The organism is Streptomyces sp. NPDC028305, from assembly GCF_055569495.1.
The window spans coordinates 884,962-906,906 of sequence record NZ_JBVHTN010000006.1 but is presented as its reverse complement, the minus strand read 5'-3'; the positions used below and the strand labels follow the sequence as shown (position 1 = coordinate 906,906).

Below are 21,945 nucleotides of genomic sequence, written 5' to 3'. Positions count from 1 at the left end.
GTCAGTTCGCCTCGGCCTCGCGCAGGTCCAGGCCGATGTCGAGGATCGGGGAGGAGTGGGTGAGCGCGCCGACGGCGAGGTAGTCGACACCCGTCTCGCCGTACTCCCGCGCGTTGGCCAGGGTGAGGCGGCCCGAGGACTCCAGGGCGGCGCGGCCCGCGACCAGCTCGACCGCCTGCCGGGTCTGCTCCGGGGTGAAGTTGTCGAGCAGGATCAGATCCGCGCCCGCGTCGAGCACCGGCGGGATCTGGTCGAGGGTGTCGACCTCCACCTCCACGGCCACGTCCGGGAACTCGGCGCGCACGGCCTTGAACGCCTCGGCCACGCCGCCCGCCGCGATCACGTGATTGTCCTTGACCAGGGCCGCGTCCGACAGCGACATGCGGTGGTTGACGCCACCGCCGCAGCGCACCGCGTACTTCTCCAGCACGCGCAGCCCCGGGGTGGTCTTGCGGGTGTCGCGGACCTTCGCCTTGGTGCCCTCCAGGGCCTCGGCCCAGGCGCGGGTGGCGGTGGCGATGCCGGACAGCCGGCACATCAGGTTGAGCGCGCTGCGCTCGGCGGTGAGCAGATCGCGGGTGCGGGTGCGGACGGTGAGCAGCTTCTGGCCGGCGGCGACCAGGTCGCCGTCCTCGACATGCCGCTCGACCTCGAACGCGTCGGTGCAGACGATGGACAGCACCGCCTCGGCGACATGCAGCCCCGCGACGACGCCCGCCTCGCGGGCGGTGAAGTCGCCGGTGGCCATGGCGTCCTCGGGGATGGTGGCCACGGTCGTCACATCCACGCCGTGGTCGAGGTCCTCCTCGATCGCCAGGTGCGCGATGTCCTCGACCTTGACGGGGTCGAGCCCGGCGTCGGCCAGGAGCTGGGCGAGGTCGGGGTCCAGGCCGCACTCCATCGGGTCGAGGTCGTACGCCTCGTCGTCGGCGCCGCAGCCGCAGGCGTCACCGCAGCCGGGGCCCCCGCCGGGGAGGCCGATCTGAAGCAGCGGGAGTTCCACGGGCTGGGGGCGGTCGTCGGGGGTGCTGCTCACGGGTGGGACTCCGTATCCGTTCGGGGGGTGGTGAGTGGGGGGAACGCCCCGGTCGCGGGGGACTCCCCGGTCTTCGGGGACACCCCCGTCGCCGGGAACGCCTCCGAGTCCGTCGTACGGACGTCCAGCGTGTCGTCGGGGCGCAGGGTGACCAGGAGGTGGCGGTGCCAGGCCCGGTCGTCCCGGTCGGGGCGGTCCTCGCGCCAGTGGCAGCCGCGGGTCTCCTCGCGGCGGAGGGCGGCGGCCACCAGGACGCGGGCGACGAGGAGGAGGTTGGTCGCCTCCCAGGTGTCGACCCCGGGCTCGGCCGTCTTGCCGTCGCGGCCGAGCGCCTCGGTGGCCTCGCCGTGGACCTGCTCCAGCCGGGCCGCGGCCTGGGCCAGGCTCTCGGCGGACCGGATCACCCCGGCCCCCTCGGTCATGATCCGCTGGATGGTGTAGCGGGCCTCGGGCGGCAGCAGCGGCCCCTCGCCGGGGGCCACCCGCGGGGCGGGGGCCCGGTGCGCCTGCGGGGCCGGGGCGGAGGCGATGTCCTCGGCGATGCGCTCCGCGAAGACCAGGCCCTCCAGGAGGGAGTTGGAGGCCAGCCGGTTGGCGCCGTGGACCCCGGTGCAGGCGACCTCGCCGCAGGCGTAGAGCCCGGGGACGGTGGTGCGGCCGCGCAGGTCGGTGCGTACGCCGCCGCTCGCGTAGTGGGCGGCGGGCGCCACCGGGATGGGCTCGGTGACCGGGTCGATGCCATGGGCGCGGCAGGCGGTGAGGATGGTCGGGAAGCGGTGCTCCCACATCCGCTCGCCGAAGTGGCGCGCGTCCAGATACATGTGCTCGGCGCCCTGCTCGAGCATCCGCCGCAGGATGCCCTTGGCGACGATGTCGCGGGGCGCGAGCTCGGCCAGCTCGTGCTGCCCCTGCATGAAGCGGACGCCGTCGGCGTCGACGAGATACGCGCCCTCGCCCCGCACTGCCTCCGAGACCAGCGGCTGCTGCCCCTCCGCCTCCGGGCCGAGCCACAGCACGGTGGGGTGGAACTGCACGAACTCCAGGTCGGAGACCTCCGCCCCGGCGCGCAGCGCGAGGGCCACGCCGTCGCCGGTGGAGACGGCGGGGTTGGTGGTGGCGGAGAACACCTGGCCCATGCCGCCGGTCGCGAGGACCACCGCGCCCGCGCGGACCGCGCCGACGCCGTCCCGCCGGCCCTCGCCCATGACGTGCAGGGTGACGCCCGCCGCGCGGCCGGACGCGTCCTTGAGGAGGTCGAGCACCAGCGCGTTCTCAACGGTCTCGATGCCGGCCGCGCGCACCGCCTCGACCAGCGTCCGGGAGATCTCCGCGCCGGTCGCGTCGCCGCCGGCGTGTGCGATGCGGCGGCGGTGGTGGCCGCCCTCGCGGGTCAGCAGGATCTCGCCGGTGTCGTCGTCGGCGTCGAACCGGGCGCCGGTGCCGATCAGGCGGCGTACGGCGCCGGGGCCCTCGGTGACCAGGGCGCGCACGGCCTCCTCGTCGCAGAGCCCGGCGCCGGCGACCAGGGTGTCGTCGAGGTGCTGCTCGGGGGTGTCGCCCTCGCCGAGGGCGGCCGCTATGCCGCCCTGGGCCCAGCGCGTGGAGCCGTCGTCGAGGCGGGCCTTGGTGACGACCGTGACCTTCGCCCCGGCGGCGGCGCAGCGCAGCGCGATGGTCAGGCCGGCGACGCCCGAGCCGACGACCACGACGTCGGCCTCGATGGCCCAGCCAGGGGCCGGGGCGCGCAGCGCCGCGCCGGCGGGCGCCGGCTTCTTCTCTTGGATCATCACGCGGCTCCGAACCACAGACGGACGTTGTCTATCAGGCGCGTGGTACCGACCTTGGCGGCGACGGCGAGGACGGCCTCGCCGGTGTGGTCGTCGGCGACCTCGGTGAAGTCCGAGGGGTCGACGAGCGCCAGATAGTCGAGGGCGAGGGGTGGTTCGAGGGCGGCCGCCTCGTCGAGCGCCGCGCGCGCGGCCGTCCGGACCGCCTGGGGGGAGGCGACAAGGGGGAGCCCGCCGGGGCTGCCGGGGTTCTCGGGGCCGCTGTGTTCCGGCGCCGCCTGCCGCCCCGCGTCCCGGCCCGCGAACAGCGCACGGGACAGGGTCAGGGCGGTGCTCCGCTCCGGCGCCGACAAATAGCGGTTACGGCTGGAGAGCGCGAGGCCGTCGGCCTCCCTGACCGTCGGAGCGCCGACGATCTCGACGGGGAAGTCCAGGTCGAGCGCCATGCGGCGGATCACGGCCAGCTGCTGGGCGTCCTTCTCGCCGAAGAACGCGAAGTCGGGGCGGGTGAGGTGGAGCAGCTTGGCCACGACGGTGAGCACCCCGTCGAAGTGCCCGGGGCGCGAGGCGCCCTCGTACCCCTCCCCCATGGGCCCGGCGGCCATCCGCACCGAGGGCTCGCCGCTCGCGTACACCTCGCCGACCGGCGGGGCGAAGACGATGTCCGCGCCCGCGGCGGCCGCGACCTCGAGGTCGGCGTCGAGCGTGCGCGGATAGCGCTCCAGGTCCTCGCCCGCGCCGAACTGAAGGGGGTTGACGAAGACGGTGACCGTCACCATGCCCTTGGCGCCGACCCGGGCGCGGGCCGCGCGTATGAGGGAGGCGTGGCCGTCGTGGAGCGCGCCCATGGTCATGACGACGGCGACGCGCCCCGGCGCGGCGAACTGCGCCAGGGCGGCGTCGAAGTCGGCGCGGCTGGTGAACAGCTCCACATCGGGCTCGCCGGGCCCGGCCTTGCGCCACAGCTTCGGGCTCATGCTCCCGCCCCTCCCCTGCCGGGGGCGTCGGAGACGTCCGACAGGACGCCCAGCAGGTCCTCGGCGAGCTCGGGCTTGAGCAGCCCGTGGGCGAGCGCCCGGTCGGCGGTCGCGCGGGCCATCGCGAGATAGCCGGGCACGGCCTGGGGGGCGTGCCGGTGCAGCTCGGCGACATGGGCGGCGACGGTCCCGGCGTCGCCGCGCGCGACCGGGCCGGTCAGCGCGGCGTCACCGCTGCGCAGGGCGTTGTCCAGGGCGGCGCCCAGCAGCGGGCCGAGCATCCGGTCGGGGGTACCGACCCCGGCGGCGCGCAGCAGGTCCATGGCCTGGGCGACCAGGGTGACCAGGTGGTTGGCGCCGATGGCGAGGGCGGCGTGGTAGAGCGGCCGGGCGTCCTCCGCGATCCACTCGGGCTCGCCGCCCATCTCGATGACCAGGGCCTCGGCCGCCATGCGCAGCTCCTCGGGGGCGGTGACCCCGAAGGAGCAGCCCGCGATCCGCTGGACGTCGACAGGGGTGCCGGTGAAGGTCATGACGGGGTGCAGCGCGAGCGGCAGCGCCCCGGCGCGCAGGGCGGGGTCCAGCACATCCGTGCCGTACCGCCCGGAGGTGTGGACGAGCAGCTGCCCGGGGCGCACCGCGCCGGTCTCGGCGAGGCCGCTGACCAGGTCGGGCAGCGCGTCGTCCGGGACGGTCAGCAGGACCAGCTCGGCCCGCGCCAGCACTTCGGCGGGCGGGACGATCGGGACCTCGGGGAGCAGGGCGGCGGCCCGGCGCACCGAGGCGTCGGAGACGCCGGAAGCGGCGACGGGGCGGTGCCCGGCGAGCCGCAGCGAGGCGGCGAGGGCGGGGCCGACGCGACCGGCGCCGACGACCCCGACGGTGAGCCGGGCCGGGCGGTCCTGTGGCTCGGGAAGTGGATGTGCGTTCACTCGACGACGGCCTTCCGTTCCAGTCCTCAGGGGGTACCGGACGATTCCCCGCCATGCTACGCGAGTACCTGGGGATGATCCGGACCCGTCCCCAGGGCTGTGGAAAACCCTGTGGCCCGGCGGATCCCGGGTAGGCCATGCTCGGCGCATGGCGGACAGCGCGGACCAGCAGGAGCAACCGGAACAGCCGGGGCGGCCGGACGGGGCACGGGCCCGCAGGCTCGCGGCATGGCACGGCTCGACACGGGCACTGACCAGCCTCGCGGTGGGTGAGCGGCTCGGCGAGCGGCTGGCCCGGCTGACGGCGGACGCGGCCGAGGCGCACGACCTGGACGACTGGCTGGACTTCTACGGGGACGGGGTCGTCGAAAAGCTGGAGCGGCGGGTCGCCGACCTGCTCGGCATGGAGGCCGCCGCCTTCTTCCCCACCGGCACCATGGCCCAGCAGATCGCGCTGCGCTGCTGGGCGGGGCGCACCGGCAATCCGGCCGTGGCGGTGCATCCGCTCTCGCACCTGGAGATGCATGAGCGCGACGCCTATCTGACGGTGAGCGGGCTGCGCGCGGTACGGCCGACGAGCGAGCCGCGGCTGCCCACGGCCGAGGAGATCCGGGAGCTGGACGAGCCCTTCGGGACGCTCGCCCTGGAGCTTCCGCTGCGCGACGCGGGGTTTGCGCTGCCCACCTGGGACGAGCTGACCGCCGTGGTGGAGGCCGCGCGGGAGCGGGAGGCGGTGGTCCACTTCGACGGGGCGAGGCTCTGGGAGTGCGCCCCGCACTTCGGGCGTGAGCTGTCGGAGATCGCCGCCCTCGCGGACTCGGTGTACGTGTCGTTCTACAAGTCCCTGGACGGCATTTCGGGGGCCGCGCTGGCCGGGCCCGAGGCGCTGGTGGAGGAGGCGAAGGCGTGGCGGCACCGGTACGGCGGGCAGCTGTTCCAGCAGTGGCCCGCGGCGCTGGCCGCGCTGGCCGGCCTGGACCGTGAGCTGCCCCGGCTGCCGTCGTACGTGGCGCACGCCAAGGTCGTGGCGCGGGCGCTGGACGAGGCGTTCACGGCCGCCGGGGTGGCGTGGTTCCGGGTGCATCCGCACCAGCCGCACATCCACCAGTTCCAGGTGTGGCTGCCGTATCCGGCGGCCGACCTGGACGAGGCGGGGCTGCGGCTGGCGGAGGAGACGCGGACGACCCTGTTCGGCCGGTGGTGGGAGCCGGGGCCGCCGGGGCTGGCCATGACCGAGGTGACGGTCGCCTCATCCGCACTGGAGTGGACGGCTGACGATGTCGCGGCCGCGGTCGCCGCCTTCCTGGAGCGGCTGCCGGGGAGCGACTTGGCGGTCGGCTGAGGCGGTTGCCGCCTCAGCCCGCGCCGGGCGGCGGGCGAGGCGGGAGAAGAGGGCGGCGAGCCGGGCCACCCCGCGCGCCGGGCGTTCCTCGACCACCGCGCGGAAGTCGCGGTGCCGGCTCAGCTCGCGGATGGTGCGCCAGTCGCCGGGGCGGGGCGCGGGCGGGGCGGGTTCGCCGCGCTGAGCGGCTCGGTACAGGTCGAGTGCGTACTGCTCGGTGAGGCTCATGACACGAGGCTGCGCCCGCCCCCGGCCGCCGGTCACCTCGATTGACGATCGCCGTCAAGCGACGCCGGAGACCGCCGGCGCGGACCGCACCATAGGGGCATGGCCAACGTCATCGACATCACCGGGCTGCCGCCCGAGCGCATCGTCTTCAGCCCCTCCCCGCTCGCCGAGCTGGGCGCCGCGCTGCATGTGCTGTCCGAGCCCGGCCACCACCCGGGGCTGCACGGCTGGGCCACCGCCACCGCCTCGGGCCTCAAGCCGGACCTCGCCGACCGGCTCCACGAGGCGGACTTCCTGTGGCGCTCCTCCCGCTCCGATCTGCTGCTGCCCGCCGAGCCCGGGGCGACCCTCGCGGAGGAGCTGGACGCGCTGGACCGGATCGACGACGAGACGTTCGTGGCGGCGGCCTTCGAGATCGCCTGCTCCTCGTACGGACAACCCGTGCCGTCCCCGCTGGTCGACGCGGGCGAGCGGGCGCGGGCGCGCGAGATGGCCTCGGCCCGTGGGCCGAAGCAGGCCGCGTTCGTCAACCGGATGCTGGAGGACCCGGACGGGCTGCGGGTCTGGCTGCGCCGCCTGCTGGAGGACTGCGACCGGGCGTTCTTCGCGGACACCTGGCAGCGGGTACGGATCCAGCTGGCCGCCGACGCCCGCCACAAGGCGGAGCTGCTGCGGCACAAGGGGCTCGATGAGGCGCTGGCGGCGACCTCGGCCGCGCTGTCCATGACGCCGGGCGAAGGCGGTGGACGGCGCATCCTCGTGGACAAGCTCGCCGGGGGCGAGACGACGGCCGCCGGCCAGGGGGTCACCCTCATCCCGACCACCTTCGGCTGGCCGCATCTGCTCGTGGTGTACGCGCCCGGCCGGCGCCCGGTGATCCAGTACCCGATCGCGGCCCCGGACCTGCCGCCGCCCGCCGCGCTGGAACTGGTCCAGCGCAGGATGGACGCGCTGGCCCACCCGATGCGGATGCGCCTGTGCCGCTCCCTGGCCCGCGGCCCGCACACCACCGGCGAGCTGGCCGACGGCTGCGGCATCACCCCGCCGGAGGTCTCCCGGCACATCGCCGTCATGAAGAAGGCGGGGCTGCTGACCACCCGCCGCCGCGGCCGGTACGTGCTGCATCAGCTGGAGCTGTCGGCGGTGGCCCGGCTGGGCAGCGACTTCCTGGAGAGCGTCCTGAGGTAGCGGCGCCCACCCGACAGCCGGGCGTCAGAGCCGGGGGCCGCCGCCCGGGCCCTGGGCCCGTACCAGCCCCGACTCGTACGCCAGCACCACCACCTGCACCCGGTCGCGCAGCTCCAGCTTGGTGAGGATGCGGCCCACATGCGTCTTGACGGTCGCCTCGGAGAGCACCAGGCGCGCCGCTATCTCGCCGTTCGACAGCCCCTGCGCGACCAGCAGCATGACCTCCCGCTCGCGGTCGGTCAGCCGCTCCAGCTCCGGGCGGGCCGAGCCGCCGGGCCCGTTGCCGCCCGCGCCCGGCAGCATCGGCGCGAAGCGGTCCAGCAGACGGCGAGTGGTGCTGGGGGCGACGACCGCGTCACCGCTGTGCACGGCGCGGATCGCGGCGAGCAGCTCACCGGGCGGCACATCCTTGAGCATGAAGCCGCCCGCCCCGGCCTTGAGGGCCGAGAAGGCGTACTCGTCGAGGTCGAAGGTGGTCAGGATGAGCACCTTGGGCGCGTCCGGCTGCGCGCAGATCCGGCGGGTCGCCTCCACCCCGTCGAGCCTGGGCATCCGGACGTCCATGAGGACGACGTCCACCTCGGCGGTGCGCAGCGCCTCCAGGGCCTCCGCGCCGTCGCCCGCCTCGGCGACGACCTCCATGTCGGGCTGGGCCGCGAGCACCATCCGGAAGCCGGCGCGCAGCAGCGCTTGGTCGTCGACGAGCATGACGCGGATGGACATCCGGTCGGGTCCCTTCCCTTGGTTCCCTCAGCGAGCGGGTCTCGGTGAGCGGGCTTTCGGTGAGCGGCTACTTCGTGAACGGCGTCTCGGTGAACGCTCACCGCGAGCGTGACAGTACTGACTGGGCCGACCGGACCGGACGGCCGTGCCGCTCAGCCCGTCGGCTTGAGCGGCAGCAGGGCGCTGATCCGGAAGCCGCCGCCCGGCCGGGGGCCCGCGTCGAGGGTGCCCCCCACCATGCCGACCCGCTCCCGCATCCCGATCAGGCCGTGCCCCTGGCCGTCCGCCCCGCCGTCCTTGTACGTCTCGTGCCGCGCACCCCGCCCGTCGTCCTCGACGAGGAGGCCGAGCCCGTCGTCGAAGTAGGTCAGCCGCACGCTGGCCCCGACGTCCGGGCCGCCGTGCTTACGGGTGTTGGTGAGCGCTTCCTGCACGATGCGGTAGGCGGTCAGCTCGACGCCGCTGGGCAGCGGGCGCGGGCTGCCCACGATCTTGAAGTCCACCGGCAGGCCGGCGCCGCGCACCTGCTCCACGAGGTCGTCTATCTGTTCCACGTCGGGCTGCGGCACATAGTCGCTGTCGTCGCTCGGCGCCCCCGAGCGCAGCACGCCCAGCAGCCGCCGCATCTCGGCGAGCGCCTGGCGGCCGGTGCCGGAGATCGTCTCCAGGGCCTGCCTGGCCTGGTCGGGGGCGGCGTCCATGACATACGCGGCGCCGTCGGCCTGGACCACCATCACCGACACGTTGTGGGCCACGACATCGTGCAGCTCGCGCGCGATCCGCGCCCGCTCGGCGGCGACCGCCACCTTCGCCTGCGCCTCGCGCTCCTTCTCCAGGCGCGCGGCGCGCTCCTCCAGCTGGGCGTAGTAGGCGCGGCGCGTGCGGATGGAGTCGCCGAGCACCCAGGCCAGGAGGAACGGAATGACGGAGAAGACCATGGCGATGACCCCGCCGAGCAAGGTCCGCTGCTCCGGGCCCGGCCAGCGGATGGCGGCGATGACCGGCGCGACCAGGGCGGCGATCAGCGCGAAGCGGGACGCCCGGCGATCGCCTTCAACCGCCACCGTGTACGCGACGACCAGCATCGCGAAGTCCGAGGGGTTCACCGCCACATCGAGCGCGACCTGGAGCAGCCCGCACCCGATGACGAGGATCAGCACCTTCTCCGGGGCGCGGCGGCGCAGCGCGACGGCGGAGCACAGCGCGAAGACGACCGGCACGGCCACGACGCGCGGTACGGGATGCATGGGCGCCTTGACGATCCACACGAGCGAGAAGCCGAAGAGGATGACGGCCCAGAAGCCGTCCACCCCTGTCGGGTGCCTGCGGAGAAAGTCATAGAGGCGCTGCACGTCACCCAGCGTAGGCATGGTGGACACGTCCGGAGGTCAGCCGGACGGGCGATCCGTGAGTCGCCTCCCTACGACCCAAGGTGGATACCGGCTCCGTTTAGCGTGGTCCTGTGGCGAGCGAGACGCGGAATTGGCTGGGGTGGCGTGCCGCCACCGAACACGCACTCTACGGTCCGGAAGGGTTCTTCCGGCGCGCGGAAGGGCCGGCCGGGCATTTCCGCACATCGGTGCATGCCTCGCATCGGTACGCGAGGGCGGTCGCCGAGCTGCTGGGCCGGGTGGACCGGGCGCTGGGCCACCCGGACGAGCTGGCCCTGGTGGACATGGGCGCGGGGCGGGGCGAGCTGCTGACCGGCGTGCTCGGGTGCGTGGCGGACCTGCCCGCCCGGCCCGGCCCCCGGCTCGGCGAGCGGCTGCGCCCTTACGCAGTGGAGCGCGCGCCGCGCCCGCCCGGCCTCGACCCCCGGATCGGCTGGCTCGGGGACCTCGGTGAACTGCCGCCCGGCGGCGTCGACGGCCTCCTCTTCGCCAACGAATGGCTCGACAACGTCCCCGTCGACGTCGCCGAGACCGACGCGGACGGCGCCTGGCGGCGGGTCCTGGTCTCGCCCGAGGACGGCGCGGAACGGCTGAGCGGGCCGGTCGGCGGCGCGGACGCGGACTGGCTGGCCCGCTGGTGGCCGCCCGCGGGGCACGAGCCGGGGCTGCGGGCGGAGATCGGCCGGCCGCGGGACGAGGCGTGGGCGGAGGCGGTGCGGGCCGTGCGGTCGGGGCTCGCGGTCGCCGTCGACTACGCGCATGAGCGCGGGGCGCGGCCCCTGTTCGGGACGCTGGCCGGCTTCCGCGAGGGGCGTGAGGTGAGGCCCGTGCCGGACGGCTCCTGCGATCTGACCTCCCATGTGGCGCTCGACGCGTGCGCGGCGGCGGGCGCGTCCGCCCTGCGGGGTGCGGCAGCACATCGCGCGCTCGGGGATTCCCCGCTCGCGGATTCCGCGCTCGACCCTGTGGCCCTCCCCCAGCGCGACGCGCTGCGCGCCCTCGGGGTCGACGGGCGGCGGCCGCCGCTCGCCCTGGCGTCGAGCGACCCGGCGGCGTACGTCCGCGCGCTGAGCGGGGCGGGCGAGGCGGCGGAGCTGCTGGACCCGGCGGGCCTCGGCGGGTTCACCTGGCTGCTCCAGCCGACGGTCGCGGCGTGCGGCGGGCTGCCGGGGCCGGGCGACCAGGACTGAGAGACGGCGGGGCTGAGAGACTGGGCCCATGACGGAGACGACAGTCGGCATCGGCGGTGCCGCGGAGAGCACCGACATGGTGCTCAACATCGGCCCGCAGCACCCGTCCACCCACGGCGTGCTGCGGCTGCGGCTCGTCCTGGACGGGGAGCGGATCCAGCACGTCGAGCCGGTGATCGGGTATATGCACCGCGGCGCGGAGAAGCTGTTCGAGGCGCGGGACTACCGCCAGATCATCATGCTCGCCAACCGTCACGACTGGCTCTCCGCCTTCTCCAACGAGCTGGGCGTCGTCCTCGCCGTCGAGCGGATGCTGGGCATGGAGGTGCCGGAGCGCGCGGTGTGGACGCGCACCCTGCTGGCCGAGCTGAACCGGGTGCTCAACCACCTGATGTTCCTGGGCTCGTACCCCCTGGAGCTGGGCGGCATCACCCCGATCTTCTACGCGTTCCGCGAGCGCGAGGACCTTCAGCACGTCATGGAGGAGGTCTCCGGCGGCCGGATGCACTACATGTTCAACCGGGTCGGCGGCCTCAAGGAGGACCTGCCCGCGGGCTGGCTCGGCCGGGCGCGCCAGGCGGTGGCCGAGGTCCGCTCGCGCATGGACGTGTACGACCAGCTGGTGCTCGGCAACGAGATCTTCCGGGGGCGCACCCGCGGGGTGGGCGCGCTGGCGCGCGAGACGGTGCACGCCTACGGGGTCAGCGGGCCCATCGCCCGCGCCTCGGGCGTCGACTTCGACCTGCGGCGCGACGAGCCGTATCTGGCGTACGGAGAGCTGGGGGACACCCTGAAGGTCGTCGTCCGCGAGGAGGGCGACTGCCTGGCGCGCTTCGAGTGCCTGCTGGAGCAGACGCACAACTCCCTCGACCTGGCGGACGCCTGCCTGGACCGGATCGCCGAGCTCCCGCCGGGACCGATCAACCAGCGGCTGCCCAAGGTGCTCAAGGCGCCCGAGGGCCACACCTACGCCTGGACCGAGAACCCGCTGGGCCTCAACGGCTACTACCTGGTCTCGAAGGGCGAGAAGACGCCGTACCGGCTGAAGCTGCGGTCGGCGTCGTACAACAACATCCAGGCGCTGACCGAGCTGCTGCCGGGCACGCTGGTGGCCGACATGGTGGCCATCCTCGGCTCGCTCTTCTTCGTCGTCGGCGACATCGACAAATAATCGGCGAGGAGTCGGCGCGGCCCTACGAGATCGCGCTGCGCAGCTCGGGGATGTCGATGTGCTCGTCCTCGTCGTGCGCGGTCAGGTCGATGACCTCGCCGACCTCGCTCTTCCCGGCCTCCGCGAGGGTCTCCGCGCCGATCACGTCGGCGAGATCCTCGTCCGACGCCGCCTCCGGGCGCCCGGCAGGCTTGGCGGCCTTGGCCGGCTCGGTGGGCTCAACGGCCTTGGCGGGCTCCGGCTCGACGGGCTCGGGGGCGGCCTCGGCCGGCGCGGGCGACTCGGCGGCGGGCCCGACGGGCTCCGGCTGCCGCTTCTTGGGCTGCTGCTTCTTCTGCGTGCCGAAGTAGTCGAAGCCGCCCTCCGAGCGGGAGGCGGCCCGCCGCGCGGCGGCGTACGGCACGACCGCGGAGGCCGCCGTACGGGCGTGGGGCCGGGGCTCACCGGCCGGGTACTCACCGGCCGGGTGCTCACCGGCCGGATGCTCCCCGGCAGGCCGGTCCTCGACCGCGGGCTCCTCGGCGGGCAGTTCCTGCGCTACGGGCGCCGCGGCCGGACGGTCCTCGGTCGGCCGGTCATCAGCCGGTCCGTCCTCGGTCAACCGGTCCTCGGCCCGCGGCTGGCGCGGCACCCGCCCCCGCTCCTCGCGCTTCTCACGCTCCTCGCGTTCTTCGCGCTCTTCCCGCTCCTCGCGCTCCTCGCGCTGCCTGCGCGCATTGTGCAGCAGGTGACGCATCGCCTCATCGGCCCGCGCATAGGCCTCGGCGGTCGGGGCATCGCCCACCGGGGCGCCGATGGCCGGGGCCTCGGAGACCGGCGGCATGGCCTCCAGCTCCTTGGCCGGGGCCGCGGCCTCCAGCTCCAGCCGACGGCGGCCCTCCAGGGCCCTGGCCCGCTCTGTCTCGGCCGTGGCGTAGCGGCGCAGCAGCGCGGCGTGCTCATTGCGCAGCCGGGCCAGCTCGGCCCGCTTGGTGCGCAGCTTGCTGTTGAGCGCGGTCTGGAGCTCGGTGTTCTTCTCGGCGGCCGCCTCGAGTTCGGCGATCCGGTCCTCGTACTTCAGCTCCTGCCGCGCGCTCTCGCTCGCGACCTCGGCGACCCGCCGCCCGGCAGCGCGGTCCCAACTGCGCATCAGGATGGCGCCGACCACCGCGGCGGCGGCCGCGGTCGCGGCAAGGCCACGGATCACGACCGTATCGCCGACCAGCCAGGCACCGGCGGCACACGCTATTGACGCTGCTGCGACCGACGTAGCGGGAAGTAGCCTGTGCAGCGGTGGGGAATGGCGGTGGCGTCCACGTGGCATGGGCCGAAACTTACCGTGCGGGCGGCTCACATGGGGCCCCGCCCCGCCAAATTCCGGGCCGATCTGTGATGGATCCGAGATGGATCCGCCACGGTTCCGCCATCGAACCGCCGCCGATAGGCCCGAGAAGTGCCCGCCGGGCCCCGCCAATACCCCATCCGCGTCCCGTGTTTCACCAGTCCTTCACGGGACTAGCCCTTCACGAGTCCCTTCTCCTTCAGGTAGTCCTCGGCGACGTCGGACGCCTTGAGCCGCTCCGCGTCCACCTTCTTGTTGAGTTCGGTGAGATCAGCGGTGGTCAGCACCTTGTTGAGCTTGTTGAGCGCGTCAGCGATCTTCTTCGAGCCCGCGGACTTCGCATTCACGACGGGCAGGACGTTGTCGGCATTCTGGAGTTTCTTGTCGTCCTCCAGCAGGACGAGGCCGAACTGGCCGAGGGTGGCGTCCGTGGTCGTGGTCAGCACCATCTGGTCCTTGCCGTCCTTGACCGCCTGCTTGGCCTGGACGCTGCCGATATCCAGAGAGTCGATGCCGGTGATGTCTATCCCGTACGTCTTCTCCAGGCCGGGCTGGCAGAAGGGGCGCTTGGGGCATTCGTCGCCCGCCGCCAACTTGATCTTCTGCTTGGACTTTCCGAGGTCGGAGAGCGTCTTGAGGCCGTGCTCCGAAGCGAAGTCCTTGCGCACCGCGAAGGCGTTCTGATCGACGGCCTCGCCGGCCTCGAGCACCTTCAGTCCGCGGGGCTCGGCGAGTTCGCGGAGCGCCTTCACAGTGGCGTCGACGTCCGGGGAGGCGACGGGCTTGGCATTCTTGTCCTTCTTCAGATTCAGATATTCGGCCATGGTGGCCGCGTACTCCGGCACGACATCGATCTCGCCCTTCTCCAGAGCGGGTTCGTACAGTTCGCGGGTGGCGAGGGTCTTGATCGACGTCTTATAGCCGGCGTCCTCCAGCAGCCCCACGTACAGCGCCGCCAGGATCTTCGACTCGGTGAAGCCGGCCGACCCGACCACCACCGAGTCCTCGCTCTTCTTCTCCAGGCTGTCGCCGCCGCACGCGGTGAGGCCGGCCGCCAGCGCCGCGACGGTCGCGGCGGCCCCGGCCACTCGGAAGATCTTGCTCATTGGGATTCCCTATCCATATCCATAGATGACATGCGACGGCATGAGACGTCACGAATATTCAGCGCGCCCACATCTCCGCGGACATCGCCGTGAACATCGCGGTGAACATCGCGGTGGGCCGGGTGCCCGCTCACGACGGCGGGCCGGCCGCGCCGGTCAGCGCCGGCGTCTTCGACACCTGGCCCGCGGGCGGGCGCGGCTCCGCGGCCGCTACCCGGCCGCGCCTGCGGCGCATCGGGTCCAGCAGCCACTGAAGGCCGACGAACACGCCCTCGACCGTCAGCGCGAGGGCCGCGACCAGCACCGCCCCGGCCACCACCTGGGCGGTGTCGGTGACCCGGAAGCCCGCCGTGATGATCCGGCCGAGCCCGCCGCCGCCGGGCAGCGCCGCGAGCGTCGCGGTGGCCACCACCTGCACGGCCGCCGAGCGCACCCCGGTCATGATCATCGGGAAGGCGAGCGGCAGCTCGACCCGGGCGACCAACTGGCCGCCCGTCATCCCCATGCCGCGCGCCGCCTCGACGACCTCGCGGTCCGCCTCGCGCATCCCCACGTAGGCGTTGGTGAGCAGCGGCGGGATGGCGAACAGCACCAGCGCTATGACGGTGGGCCAGTCGCCGTGTGTGCCCAGCGGGCTGAGCAGCAGCAGGACCAGGACCGCGAAGGTGGGCACCGCACGGCCCGCGTTGGAGATGTTGACCGCAAGGGCGCCGCCCTTGCCGATGTGACCGAGCACGACGGCCACCGGCAGCGCGATCGCGCACGAGATCGCCAGACAGACGAAGGTGAGATACAGATGCTGGCCGAGCCGGTGCCAGACGCCGTCGACTCCCGACCAGTGCGACCCGGTGGCCAGCCACGACCAGGCCTCGCCGATGACCCCCATCAGGCCGTCCTCGCCTTCTGCCGCGCCTCAGGCCCGCTCTTCCGCCCCTGCTTCCGCGCCTGTTTGCGCGTTTTCTTCGCCCCGCCCCGCGCCCAGGGCGTCAGCAGCCGCTGGAGGGCGAGCAGCAGCACATCCGCCGCGACCGCCAGGGCCACGCACAGCACCGACGCGGTGAGCACCTGGGCCTTGAAGAAGCTCTGCATGCCCTCGTAGATGAGATTGCCGAGGCCGCCATAGCCGACGATCGCGCCGACCGTGGTGAGCGAGATGGTCGAGACCGTGGTGATCCGCAGGCCCGCCATCAGGGCGGGCAGCGCGAGCGGCAGCTCCACGCCGAGCAGCAGACGCACCGGGCCGTAGCCCATGCCGCGGGCCGCCTCGCGGGCCTCCTCGGGCACCGAGGCGAGACCGGCCATGATGTTGCGCACCAGGATCGTGAGCGAGTAGAGCACCAGGCCGGTGATCACCACCGCGGCCGAGATCCCGAAGAAGGGCAGCAGCAGGGAGAACATCGCCAGCGAGGGCACCGTATAGAGAATCGTCGTCAGCCCCAGCACCGGGCCCGCCACGGACCGCCATCTGCGGGCCAGCAGCGCCAGTGGAAAGGCGACCACGAAACCGATGGCGACCGACGCCACCGTGATCCACACATGCTGGACCGTCGCGTCCGTCAGCTCCTGACTTCGCGTCCGTACATATTCCCCGCAGATCCAGTCGTTGCTGATCAGGCAGCTCTGCCCGGCCACACGGTCACCTCCCCGTCAGTTTCCGGTGACCTGGCGACCCTAACCCCGGGCACCGACAATCTCGTCGGCTCGCCACACAACAGCAACAATTCAAACCCGGAATGCGGCCACAATGGGGGGCGTGATCCGCTTCGAGAACGTCACCAAGCGCTACGCCGACGGCACGACGGCCGTGGACGATCTGTCCTTCGAGGTCGCGGAAGGCGAGCTGGTCACGCTCGTCGGACCCTCGGGCTGCGGCAAGACCACGACCATGAAGATGGTCAACCGCCTCATCGAGCCGACCTCGGGCCGGATCTTCCTGGACGGCGAGGACATCGCCGCGGTCGACCCGGTGAAGCTGCGGCGCCGCATCGGCTATGTCATCCAGCAGGTCGGCCTCTTCCCGCACAAGACCGTGCTGGAGAACACCGCCACCGTCCCGGCGCTGCTGGGCTGGCAGCGCAAGAAGGGCCGGGACCGCGCCGCCGAACTCCTCGACCTGGTCGGCCTCGACCCGTCCGTCTACGGCGACCGCTACCCCGACCAGCTCTCCGGCGGCCAGCGCCAGCGGGTCGGCGTGGCCCGGGCGCTGGCAGCCGACCCGCCGGTGCTGCTGATGGACGAGCCGTTCGGGGCCGTGGACCCGGTGGTGCGCGAGCGGCTCCAGAGCGAGTTTCTGCGGCTTCAGTCCCAGGTGCGCAAGACGGTGCTGCTGGTGACCCACGACATCGAGGAGGCGGTCCGGCTCGGCGACCGCATCGCGGTGTACGGGGCGGGGCGGATCGAGCAGTTCGACACGCCCGCTTCGGTGCTGGGCGCGCCCGCCACGCCGTACGTCGCGGACTTCGTCGGCGCGGACCGCGGCCTCAAGCGGCTGTCCGTGACGCCGATCGAGCCGGGCGACCTCGAACAGCCCCCGGTGGTCCACCTGGACGACCCGCTGGCCAAGGCCGCCGCCCGGCTGTCGGGCGAGGGGGCGCGCTGGGCCGTCGTCCTGGACGACGAGGACCGGCTGCACGGCTGGATCCCGGCGGACGCGGCGGAGAAGCCGGGTGCGCCCGGGACCGTACGGAACCACGCCCGCCGCATGGAGGCGTGGCTTCCGGTCGGCTCCTCGCTCAAGCAGGCGTTCAGCACGATGCTTCAGCACGACGCGGGCTGGATAGCGGTCCTCGACGACGACCGCTTCCTCGGGGTGCTCACCCCCGCCCGCCTCCATGAGGCGCTGCGCCGCTCGATCGACGCCGACGCGGGCGGTATCGCCCGGGCGGAGGTGGAGCTTCAGACGGTCGCCGACGCGTGAGCGGGCGCGGCGGCCCGGCGGGCGGGTGACGCGGGGGTGACGCCGGCGTGGCTCAGCGGTCGCTGAGCCGGCCGCCCAGCCACTCCAGCGCGCTGGGCACCTCGCGCTTCCAGGTGTTGAAGTTGTGGCCGCCGCTCTTCAGGATGATGGAGGAGATCCTGGTGGGCTCGCCCCGCCCGTTGACCTCCTTGACCTTCTCGATGAACTTCACGGTGTCGTTGTAGTTCTTCTCACCGTGCTCGCTGCTGGAGACCAGCAGGGACACCGGCGGGGCGGGCAGGTGGTCCAGCCGCCACATCAGGTCGTTCTCCCGTTCCAGCCGCTTGCTGCCGCCGAACAGATCGCCGGTGGTCGCGTCGATCGGGGACTTGTACGAGGGGGAGAGCCCGGCCGCGGCGGAGAAGGTCTCCGGGTGGCGCATGGCCATCTTCAACGCGCAGTAGCCGCCGGTGGAATTCCCGATGACGCCCCAGTTGCGGGCGCGCTTGCCCACCCGGTAGTGGCCCTCCACCGCGGTCGGCACGTCCTGGGTGAAGAATGTCTCGGTCTGCGGGCCGCCCGGCACGTCCATGCACTCGGTGTCGCGCGGCGGGGCGACGGTCGGACGCAGCATCACCAGGACCATCGGCTGCATCCTGCCGTCTTTGACCAGCTTATGAGCGTTCTGAGGGTATTTCAGCCCGTTGATGAGTGCCTCGGTGGTGCCGGGGTACCCGGTCAGCACCAGCGTGGCCGGGAAGTCACGTCTGGAGTACTCCGGCCGGAAGTACTCCGGCGGCAGATAGACATACGCCTGGCTGCCCAGCCCGGACTGCGGCCCCTTGATGGTGACCTTCTCGATCCGCCCCGCGACGGCCGGCGAGGAGTTTCCGGTGATGTTCATCTTCCGTATGTCGGTGACCTGCACCCGGGTGTTGCCCGCGGCGTCGTGGTTGACCACCACGCCCGGCGTGGTCTCGGTGCCGAACAGGTCCGACCAGGAGCCGTAGAAGCCGAAGGACTGGTTGGCGAACAGGCCGAGCGCGGCGAACAGCGACACCTGGGTGACCAGCAGTATGCCGATCCGGCCGAAGACCGGGGCCACTCCGCGCCGGGCGAGCCGGGGCCAGAGCCATACCGTGGTGCCGAACAGCAGCACCGACGCGACGACCGACAGCATCACGACGTTGTTGCTCGTAAGACCCATCACTATCTTTCTGCCGGGCGGCCGGCTCCCCCGTGCCGCGATGGAACCCCGCCCGGTCAATCGCCGTCTTGCTAGGCGCAAAATGTCCAGATGCTGCGTCAGAGAGACGGTTCTCCTGACCGGAGCGACGGGAAAGCGGATGTCTGACAGTCAAGATGCCGAAAAGTCCGGAAGGGTTGCCTCCCGTCCGCGGAGGCGGCCGCGCGGACCCCGGCCGGAGGCGGTGCCGACCGCGGTCGGCACCGCCTGCACGCTGATCGGGCTGCTGAACATCGTCTTCCCACGCATCCGCTACAGCAGGGTGCACGCCCTCGCCGACGTACTGCCGGGTGCGGTGAGCTCGCTGGCCGCCGCCGCGTCCATCGTGGTCGGCCTGCTCCTGCTGATGCTGGCCCACGGCCTGAAGCGCCGCAAGCGACGCGCCTGGGTCGCCGCCGTGGGTCTGCTGCCCGTCGGCGCGGCCGCCCAGCTGCTGTACCGCCACTCGATATGCGGGACGGTGCTCTCGCTGGTGCTCCTGGGCGTCATGATCCGCTACCGGAAGGAGTTCGCGGCGCTGCCTGACCCGCGCAGCCGCTGGATGGCGCTGGCCAACTTCGTGGTGCTGGGCGCGGTGAGCGTCGGGATCGGTCTGCTGATCGTACGTGCGGACCCCGACGACGTGGTGGGCCGGCCGTCGTTCGGCCAGCAGCTGGACCATGTGCTGTGGGGGCTGATCGGCTTCGAGGGGCCCGTCGGCTACCGGGACGGCGCGGACTACACCGTCGGCTACTCCCTCGGCGCGCTCGGCCTGCTGACCGTCGCCACCACCGCCTACCTCGCCTTCCGCCCCGAGCACCCCGCCGCCCGGCTGACCGCCCAGGACGAGGAGCGGCTGCGCGAACTGCTCGCCGCGCACGGGCGCCGCGACTCGCTGGGCCACTTCGCGCTCCGCCGCGACAAGGGCGTCGTCTTCTCGCCGAGCGGCAAGGCCGCGGTCTGCTACCGCGTCGTCTCCGGTGTGATGCTCGCCAGCGGCGACCCGGTCGGCGACGTGGAGGCCTGGCCGGGCGCCATCGCCCGCTTCATGGAGGAGGCGCGGGCCCACTCCTGGACGCCGGCGGTCATGGGGTGCAGCGAGACCGGCGGCGAGGTGTGGACGCGGGAGACCGGTCTCGACGCGCTGGAGCTGGGCGACGAGGCGATCGTGGACGTCGCGGACTTCACCCTGTCCGGACGCGCCATGCGCAACGTCCGCCAGATGGTCAAGCGCATCGAGCGGGCCGGATACGAGACCCGGGTACGGCGCGCCGCCGATCTGAGCGAGGAGGAGCTGGCGGCCATCCGGAAGGCCGCCGCGGACTGGCGGGGCACCGACACCGAGCGCGGCTTCTCCATGGCGCTGGGCCGGATCGGCGACCCGGCGGACGGGGACTCGGTCATCGCGACCGCCCACAAGGCCCCCGAGGAGGGCGCCGCGCCCGGCCCGTACGGGGACCTCAAAGCCGTGCTGCACTTCGTGCCATGGGGCCGGGACGGGATGTCGCTGGACCTCATGCGGCGCGACCGCAGCGCCGACCCGGGCATGAACGAGCTGCTGATCGTGGCCTCGCTCCAGGCCGCCGGGGGGCTCGGGGTCACCCGGGTGTCGCTGAACTTCGCGATGTTCCGCTCGGCGCTGGCGCGCGGCGAGAAGCTGGGCGCGGGCCCGGTGCTGCGCGGCTGGCGGGCGCTGCTGGTGTTCCTGTCGCGCTGGTTCCAGATCGAGTCGCTGTACAAGTTCAACGCCAAGTTCCAGCCGCGCTGGGAGCCGCGCTTCGTGGTCTTCCGCCATACGCGCGACCTGCCGCGCATCGGCCTGGCGGCGATGCAGGCCGAGGGCTTTGTGTCGCTGGCCCTGCCCCGGCTGCTGCGCCGCGGGCGGCGCGCCGAGCCGAGGCCCTGCGCGCACCAGTCCGGGGCCACCGCGCACGGCCACCTGGAGCAGGCCGCGTGACGCGCCCCGGGCGGGCGAGGCGGCTGGTCCGGGTACGCCTAGTCTGGGGTGCATGAGGACGTTGCGTGGACGGGGGCGGGTGGCCGGACTGCCGGAGTGGGACCGGTGCGCGGTGATGGGCGTGGTCAACGTCACGCCCGACTCGTTCTCGGACGGCGGTCAGTGGTTCGACACCGAGCTGGCCGTCAAGCACGGTCTGGAGCTGGCCGCGGCCGGAGCGGACCTGGTGGACGTCGGCGGCGAGTCGACCCGCCCGGGCGCGCCCCGCGTCGACGAGGCCGAGGAGCTGCGGCGGGTCGTCCCGGTGGTGCGCGAGCTGGCCGCCGCGGGGCTGGTGGTGAGCGTGGACACCATGCGGGCCTCGGTCGCCGAGCGGGCGGTCGAGGCCGGGGCGCGGCTGGTCAACGACGTGAGCGGGGGCGGCGCCGACCCGGCGATGATCCCTGTGGTGGCCGCCGCCCGGGTGCCCTTCGTGGTGATGCACTGGCGCGGCCAGTCGATCGACATGAACAACCGCGCGGTCTACGGCGACGTGGTCGGCGAGGTCGTCGCGGAGCTGCGGGCGAGCCTGGAGCGGGCGGTGGCCGGCGGCATCGACCCGGAGCGGATCGTGATCGACCCCGGCCTCGGCTTCGCGAAGGACGCCGAGCACGACCTCGCGCTCGTCGCCCGGCTGGGCGCGCTGCGGGAGCTGGGGCGGCCGCTGCTGGTGGCGGCCTCGCGGAAGCGGTTCCTGGGGCGCGTACTGGCCAGGGACGGCGGCAGCCCGCCCCCCGCCCGGGAGCGGGACGCGGCGACGGCGGCCGTCTCGGCGATCGCGGCGCGGGAGGGCGCGTGGGCGGTGCGGGTGCACGAGGTGCACGCGAGCGCCGACGCGGTGCGCGTGGCCCGGGCCATCGAGGCGGCGGACACGGCGGGAGCGGTGTGACTTCCCTGACCGACAGCGAGCGGGTGGCACTCGCCAACACCGCGCTGTACGAGGCCATGGAGCAGGGCGACCACGGGGCGATGTCGCGGCTGTGGCTCGACGATCCGGCCACCGAGGTCTCCTGTGTGCACCCGGGCTGGCCGGTGCTGCGCGGGCGCGGCGAGGTGCTCCGTTCCTACGCGCTGATCATGGCGAACACCGACTACATCCAGTTCTTTCTGACGGATGTGGAGGTGTCGGTCATGGCCGACACCGCGATGGTGACCTGCACGGAGAACATCCTCAGCGGTGCCCCGGCGGAGGAGGAGGGCCAGCTGGGCCCGCTGGTGGGGCAGCTGGTGGTGGCCACGAACGTCTTCCGGAGGACCGGGGACGGCTGGAAGGTGTGGGCGCACCACGGATCGCCGGTGCTGGCGGAGCGCGACGAGAACGATGCCGCGGCCGACGCCGAGGGCCCGGACGACGGCCTGGACGGCGGCCCGGACCGACTTCTGCCCTGAGTTCACCCCTTTTTCGCCTCACCGGTTTTTTCGGCTCACCCGCCAGT

Annotated in this window: 20 protein-coding genes; 8 read left to right on the top strand and 12 right to left on the bottom strand. The window is 73.1% G+C overall.

The features are described 5' to 3' along the window. Window position 1 precedes the first annotated feature (1 nt). The 4 genes from nadC to ACZ4WQ_RS29470 are packed head-to-tail and all read right to left on the bottom strand — an operon-like array spanning window position 2 to window position 4,732. Entirely contained in the window at window positions 2–1,036 is a 1,035-nt protein-coding gene (gene nadC, locus ACZ4WQ_RS29485) for a carboxylating nicotinate-nucleotide diphosphorylase (protein WP_398376648.1), read from the bottom strand. Further along, on the bottom strand, window positions 1,033–2,823 hold the full coding sequence (locus ACZ4WQ_RS29480; protein WP_398376646.1) for an L-aspartate oxidase: 1,791 nt from the start codon (window positions 2,821–2,823) through the stop codon (window positions 1,033–1,035). The genes nadC and ACZ4WQ_RS29480 overlap by 4 nt, the downstream gene beginning before the upstream one ends. Further along, on the bottom strand, window positions 2,823–3,800 hold the full coding sequence (panC, locus tag ACZ4WQ_RS29475; protein WP_398376644.1) for a pantoate--beta-alanine ligase: 978 nt from the start codon (window positions 3,798–3,800) through the stop codon (window positions 2,823–2,825). The genes ACZ4WQ_RS29480 and panC overlap by 1 nt, the downstream gene beginning before the upstream one ends. After that, window positions 3,797–4,732, bottom strand: a complete 936-nt coding sequence (locus tag ACZ4WQ_RS29470; protein WP_311727163.1) for a Rossmann-like and DUF2520 domain-containing protein — start codon at window positions 4,730–4,732, stop codon at window positions 3,797–3,799. Before ACZ4WQ_RS29470 ends, panC begins: the two co-directional genes overlap by 4 nt. Before the next feature lie 148 nt (window positions 4,733–4,880). On the opposite strand from ACZ4WQ_RS29470, the gene ACZ4WQ_RS29465 reads away from it, so the two are divergent. Further along, on the top strand, window positions 4,881–6,074 hold the full coding sequence (locus tag ACZ4WQ_RS29465; protein WP_398376642.1) for a threonine aldolase family protein: 1,194 nt from the start codon (window positions 4,881–4,883) through the stop codon (window positions 6,072–6,074). Here the strand turns inward: ACZ4WQ_RS29465 and ACZ4WQ_RS29460 are convergent. After that, window positions 5,982–6,302: a hypothetical protein gene (locus ACZ4WQ_RS29460; protein WP_361186744.1), complete on the bottom strand. Its 321-nt coding sequence runs from the start codon at window positions 6,300–6,302 to the stop codon at window positions 5,982–5,984. The genes ACZ4WQ_RS29465 and ACZ4WQ_RS29460 overlap by 93 nt on opposite strands. Before the next feature lie 99 nt (window positions 6,303–6,401). Here ACZ4WQ_RS29460 and ACZ4WQ_RS29455 point away from each other — a divergent pair, with 99 nt between their 5' ends. Beyond that, complete coding sequence (locus ACZ4WQ_RS29455; RefSeq protein ID WP_398376640.1) at window positions 6,402–7,490, top strand: DUF5937 family protein; 1,089 nt, start codon at window positions 6,402–6,404, stop codon at window positions 7,488–7,490. A gap of 24 nt (window positions 7,491–7,514) precedes the next feature. On the opposite strand, the gene ACZ4WQ_RS29450 is transcribed toward ACZ4WQ_RS29455, so the two are convergent. Both ACZ4WQ_RS29450 and ACZ4WQ_RS29445 read right to left on the bottom strand, forming a co-directional pair. Further along, entirely contained in the window at window positions 7,515–8,213 is a 699-nt protein-coding gene (locus ACZ4WQ_RS29450) for a response regulator transcription factor (RefSeq protein WP_311727158.1), read from the bottom strand. Between the two features lie 152 nt (window positions 8,214–8,365). Beyond that, complete coding sequence (locus ACZ4WQ_RS29445) at window positions 8,366–9,565, bottom strand: sensor histidine kinase (protein ID WP_311727157.1); 1,200 nt, start codon at window positions 9,563–9,565, stop codon at window positions 8,366–8,368. Window positions 9,566–9,675: 110 nt separating this feature from the next. On the opposite strand from ACZ4WQ_RS29445, the gene ACZ4WQ_RS29440 reads away from it, so the two are divergent. Both ACZ4WQ_RS29440 and ACZ4WQ_RS29435 read left to right on the top strand, forming a co-directional pair. Then, entirely contained in the window at window positions 9,676–10,794 is a 1,119-nt protein-coding gene (locus tag ACZ4WQ_RS29440) for an SAM-dependent methyltransferase (protein ID WP_398376639.1), read from the top strand. Between the two features lie 28 nt (window positions 10,795–10,822). Beyond that, the gene (locus ACZ4WQ_RS29435) at window positions 10,823–11,965 is read left to right on the top strand and encodes an NADH-quinone oxidoreductase subunit D (protein ID WP_398376638.1); all 1,143 of its coding nucleotides are present in this window, start codon (window positions 10,823–10,825) and stop codon (window positions 11,963–11,965) included. A gap of 22 nt (window positions 11,966–11,987) precedes the next feature. On the opposite strand, the gene ACZ4WQ_RS29430 is transcribed toward ACZ4WQ_RS29435, so the two are convergent. From ACZ4WQ_RS29430 to ACZ4WQ_RS29415, 4 genes are all read right to left on the bottom strand, one after another. After that, window positions 11,988–13,151 (bottom strand): hypothetical protein, encoded by a 1,164-nt coding sequence (locus ACZ4WQ_RS29430; RefSeq protein WP_398376637.1) that lies wholly within the window; start codon window positions 13,149–13,151, stop codon window positions 11,988–11,990. Window positions 13,152–13,459: 308 nt separating this feature from the next. Beyond that, complete coding sequence (locus ACZ4WQ_RS29425) at window positions 13,460–14,392, bottom strand: ABC transporter substrate-binding protein (protein WP_311727152.1); 933 nt, start codon at window positions 14,390–14,392, stop codon at window positions 13,460–13,462. A gap of 130 nt (window positions 14,393–14,522) precedes the next feature. After that, window positions 14,523–15,278 (bottom strand): ABC transporter permease, encoded by a 756-nt coding sequence (locus ACZ4WQ_RS29420; protein WP_398376635.1) that lies wholly within the window; start codon window positions 15,276–15,278, stop codon window positions 14,523–14,525. Beyond that, on the bottom strand, window positions 15,278–16,024 hold the full coding sequence (locus ACZ4WQ_RS29415; RefSeq protein WP_358843845.1) for an ABC transporter permease: 747 nt from the start codon (window positions 16,022–16,024) through the stop codon (window positions 15,278–15,280). The genes ACZ4WQ_RS29420 and ACZ4WQ_RS29415 overlap by 1 nt, the downstream gene beginning before the upstream one ends. A gap of 121 nt (window positions 16,025–16,145) precedes the next feature. Here ACZ4WQ_RS29415 and ACZ4WQ_RS29410 point away from each other — a divergent pair, with 121 nt between their 5' ends. After that, a complete protein-coding gene (locus ACZ4WQ_RS29410) occupies window positions 16,146–17,309 on the top strand; it encodes a betaine/proline/choline family ABC transporter ATP-binding protein (protein ID WP_398376634.1) in 1,164 nt (387 codons plus the stop codon). A 52-nt stretch (window positions 17,310–17,361) separates the two neighbouring features. Here ACZ4WQ_RS29410 and ACZ4WQ_RS29405 read toward each other — a convergent pair whose 3' ends face one another. Continuing rightward, entirely contained in the window at window positions 17,362–18,495 is a 1,134-nt protein-coding gene (locus ACZ4WQ_RS29405; protein WP_358843846.1) for an alpha/beta hydrolase, read from the bottom strand. 139 nt (window positions 18,496–18,634) lie between these two features. Here ACZ4WQ_RS29405 and ACZ4WQ_RS29400 point away from each other — a divergent pair, with 139 nt between their 5' ends. From ACZ4WQ_RS29400 to ACZ4WQ_RS29390, 3 genes are read left to right on the top strand one after another with little or no spacing between them, the layout of a single operon-like run. Further along, window positions 18,635–20,470 carry a phosphatidylglycerol lysyltransferase domain-containing protein gene (locus ACZ4WQ_RS29400; RefSeq protein WP_311727147.1) on the top strand — a complete coding sequence of 612 codons (1,836 nt, stop codon included), beginning with the start codon at window positions 18,635–18,637 and terminating at the stop codon, window positions 20,468–20,470. A 52-nt stretch (window positions 20,471–20,522) separates the two neighbouring features. Next, a complete protein-coding gene (gene folP, locus ACZ4WQ_RS29395) occupies window positions 20,523–21,398 on the top strand; it encodes a dihydropteroate synthase (RefSeq protein ID WP_311727146.1) in 876 nt (291 codons plus the stop codon). Then, the gene (locus tag ACZ4WQ_RS29390) at window positions 21,395–21,898 is read left to right on the top strand and encodes a nuclear transport factor 2 family protein (protein ID WP_358843847.1); all 504 of its coding nucleotides are present in this window, start codon (window positions 21,395–21,397) and stop codon (window positions 21,896–21,898) included. The genes folP and ACZ4WQ_RS29390 overlap by 4 nt, the downstream gene beginning before the upstream one ends. The last annotated feature ends 47 nt before the right edge of the window (window positions 21,899–21,945 follow it).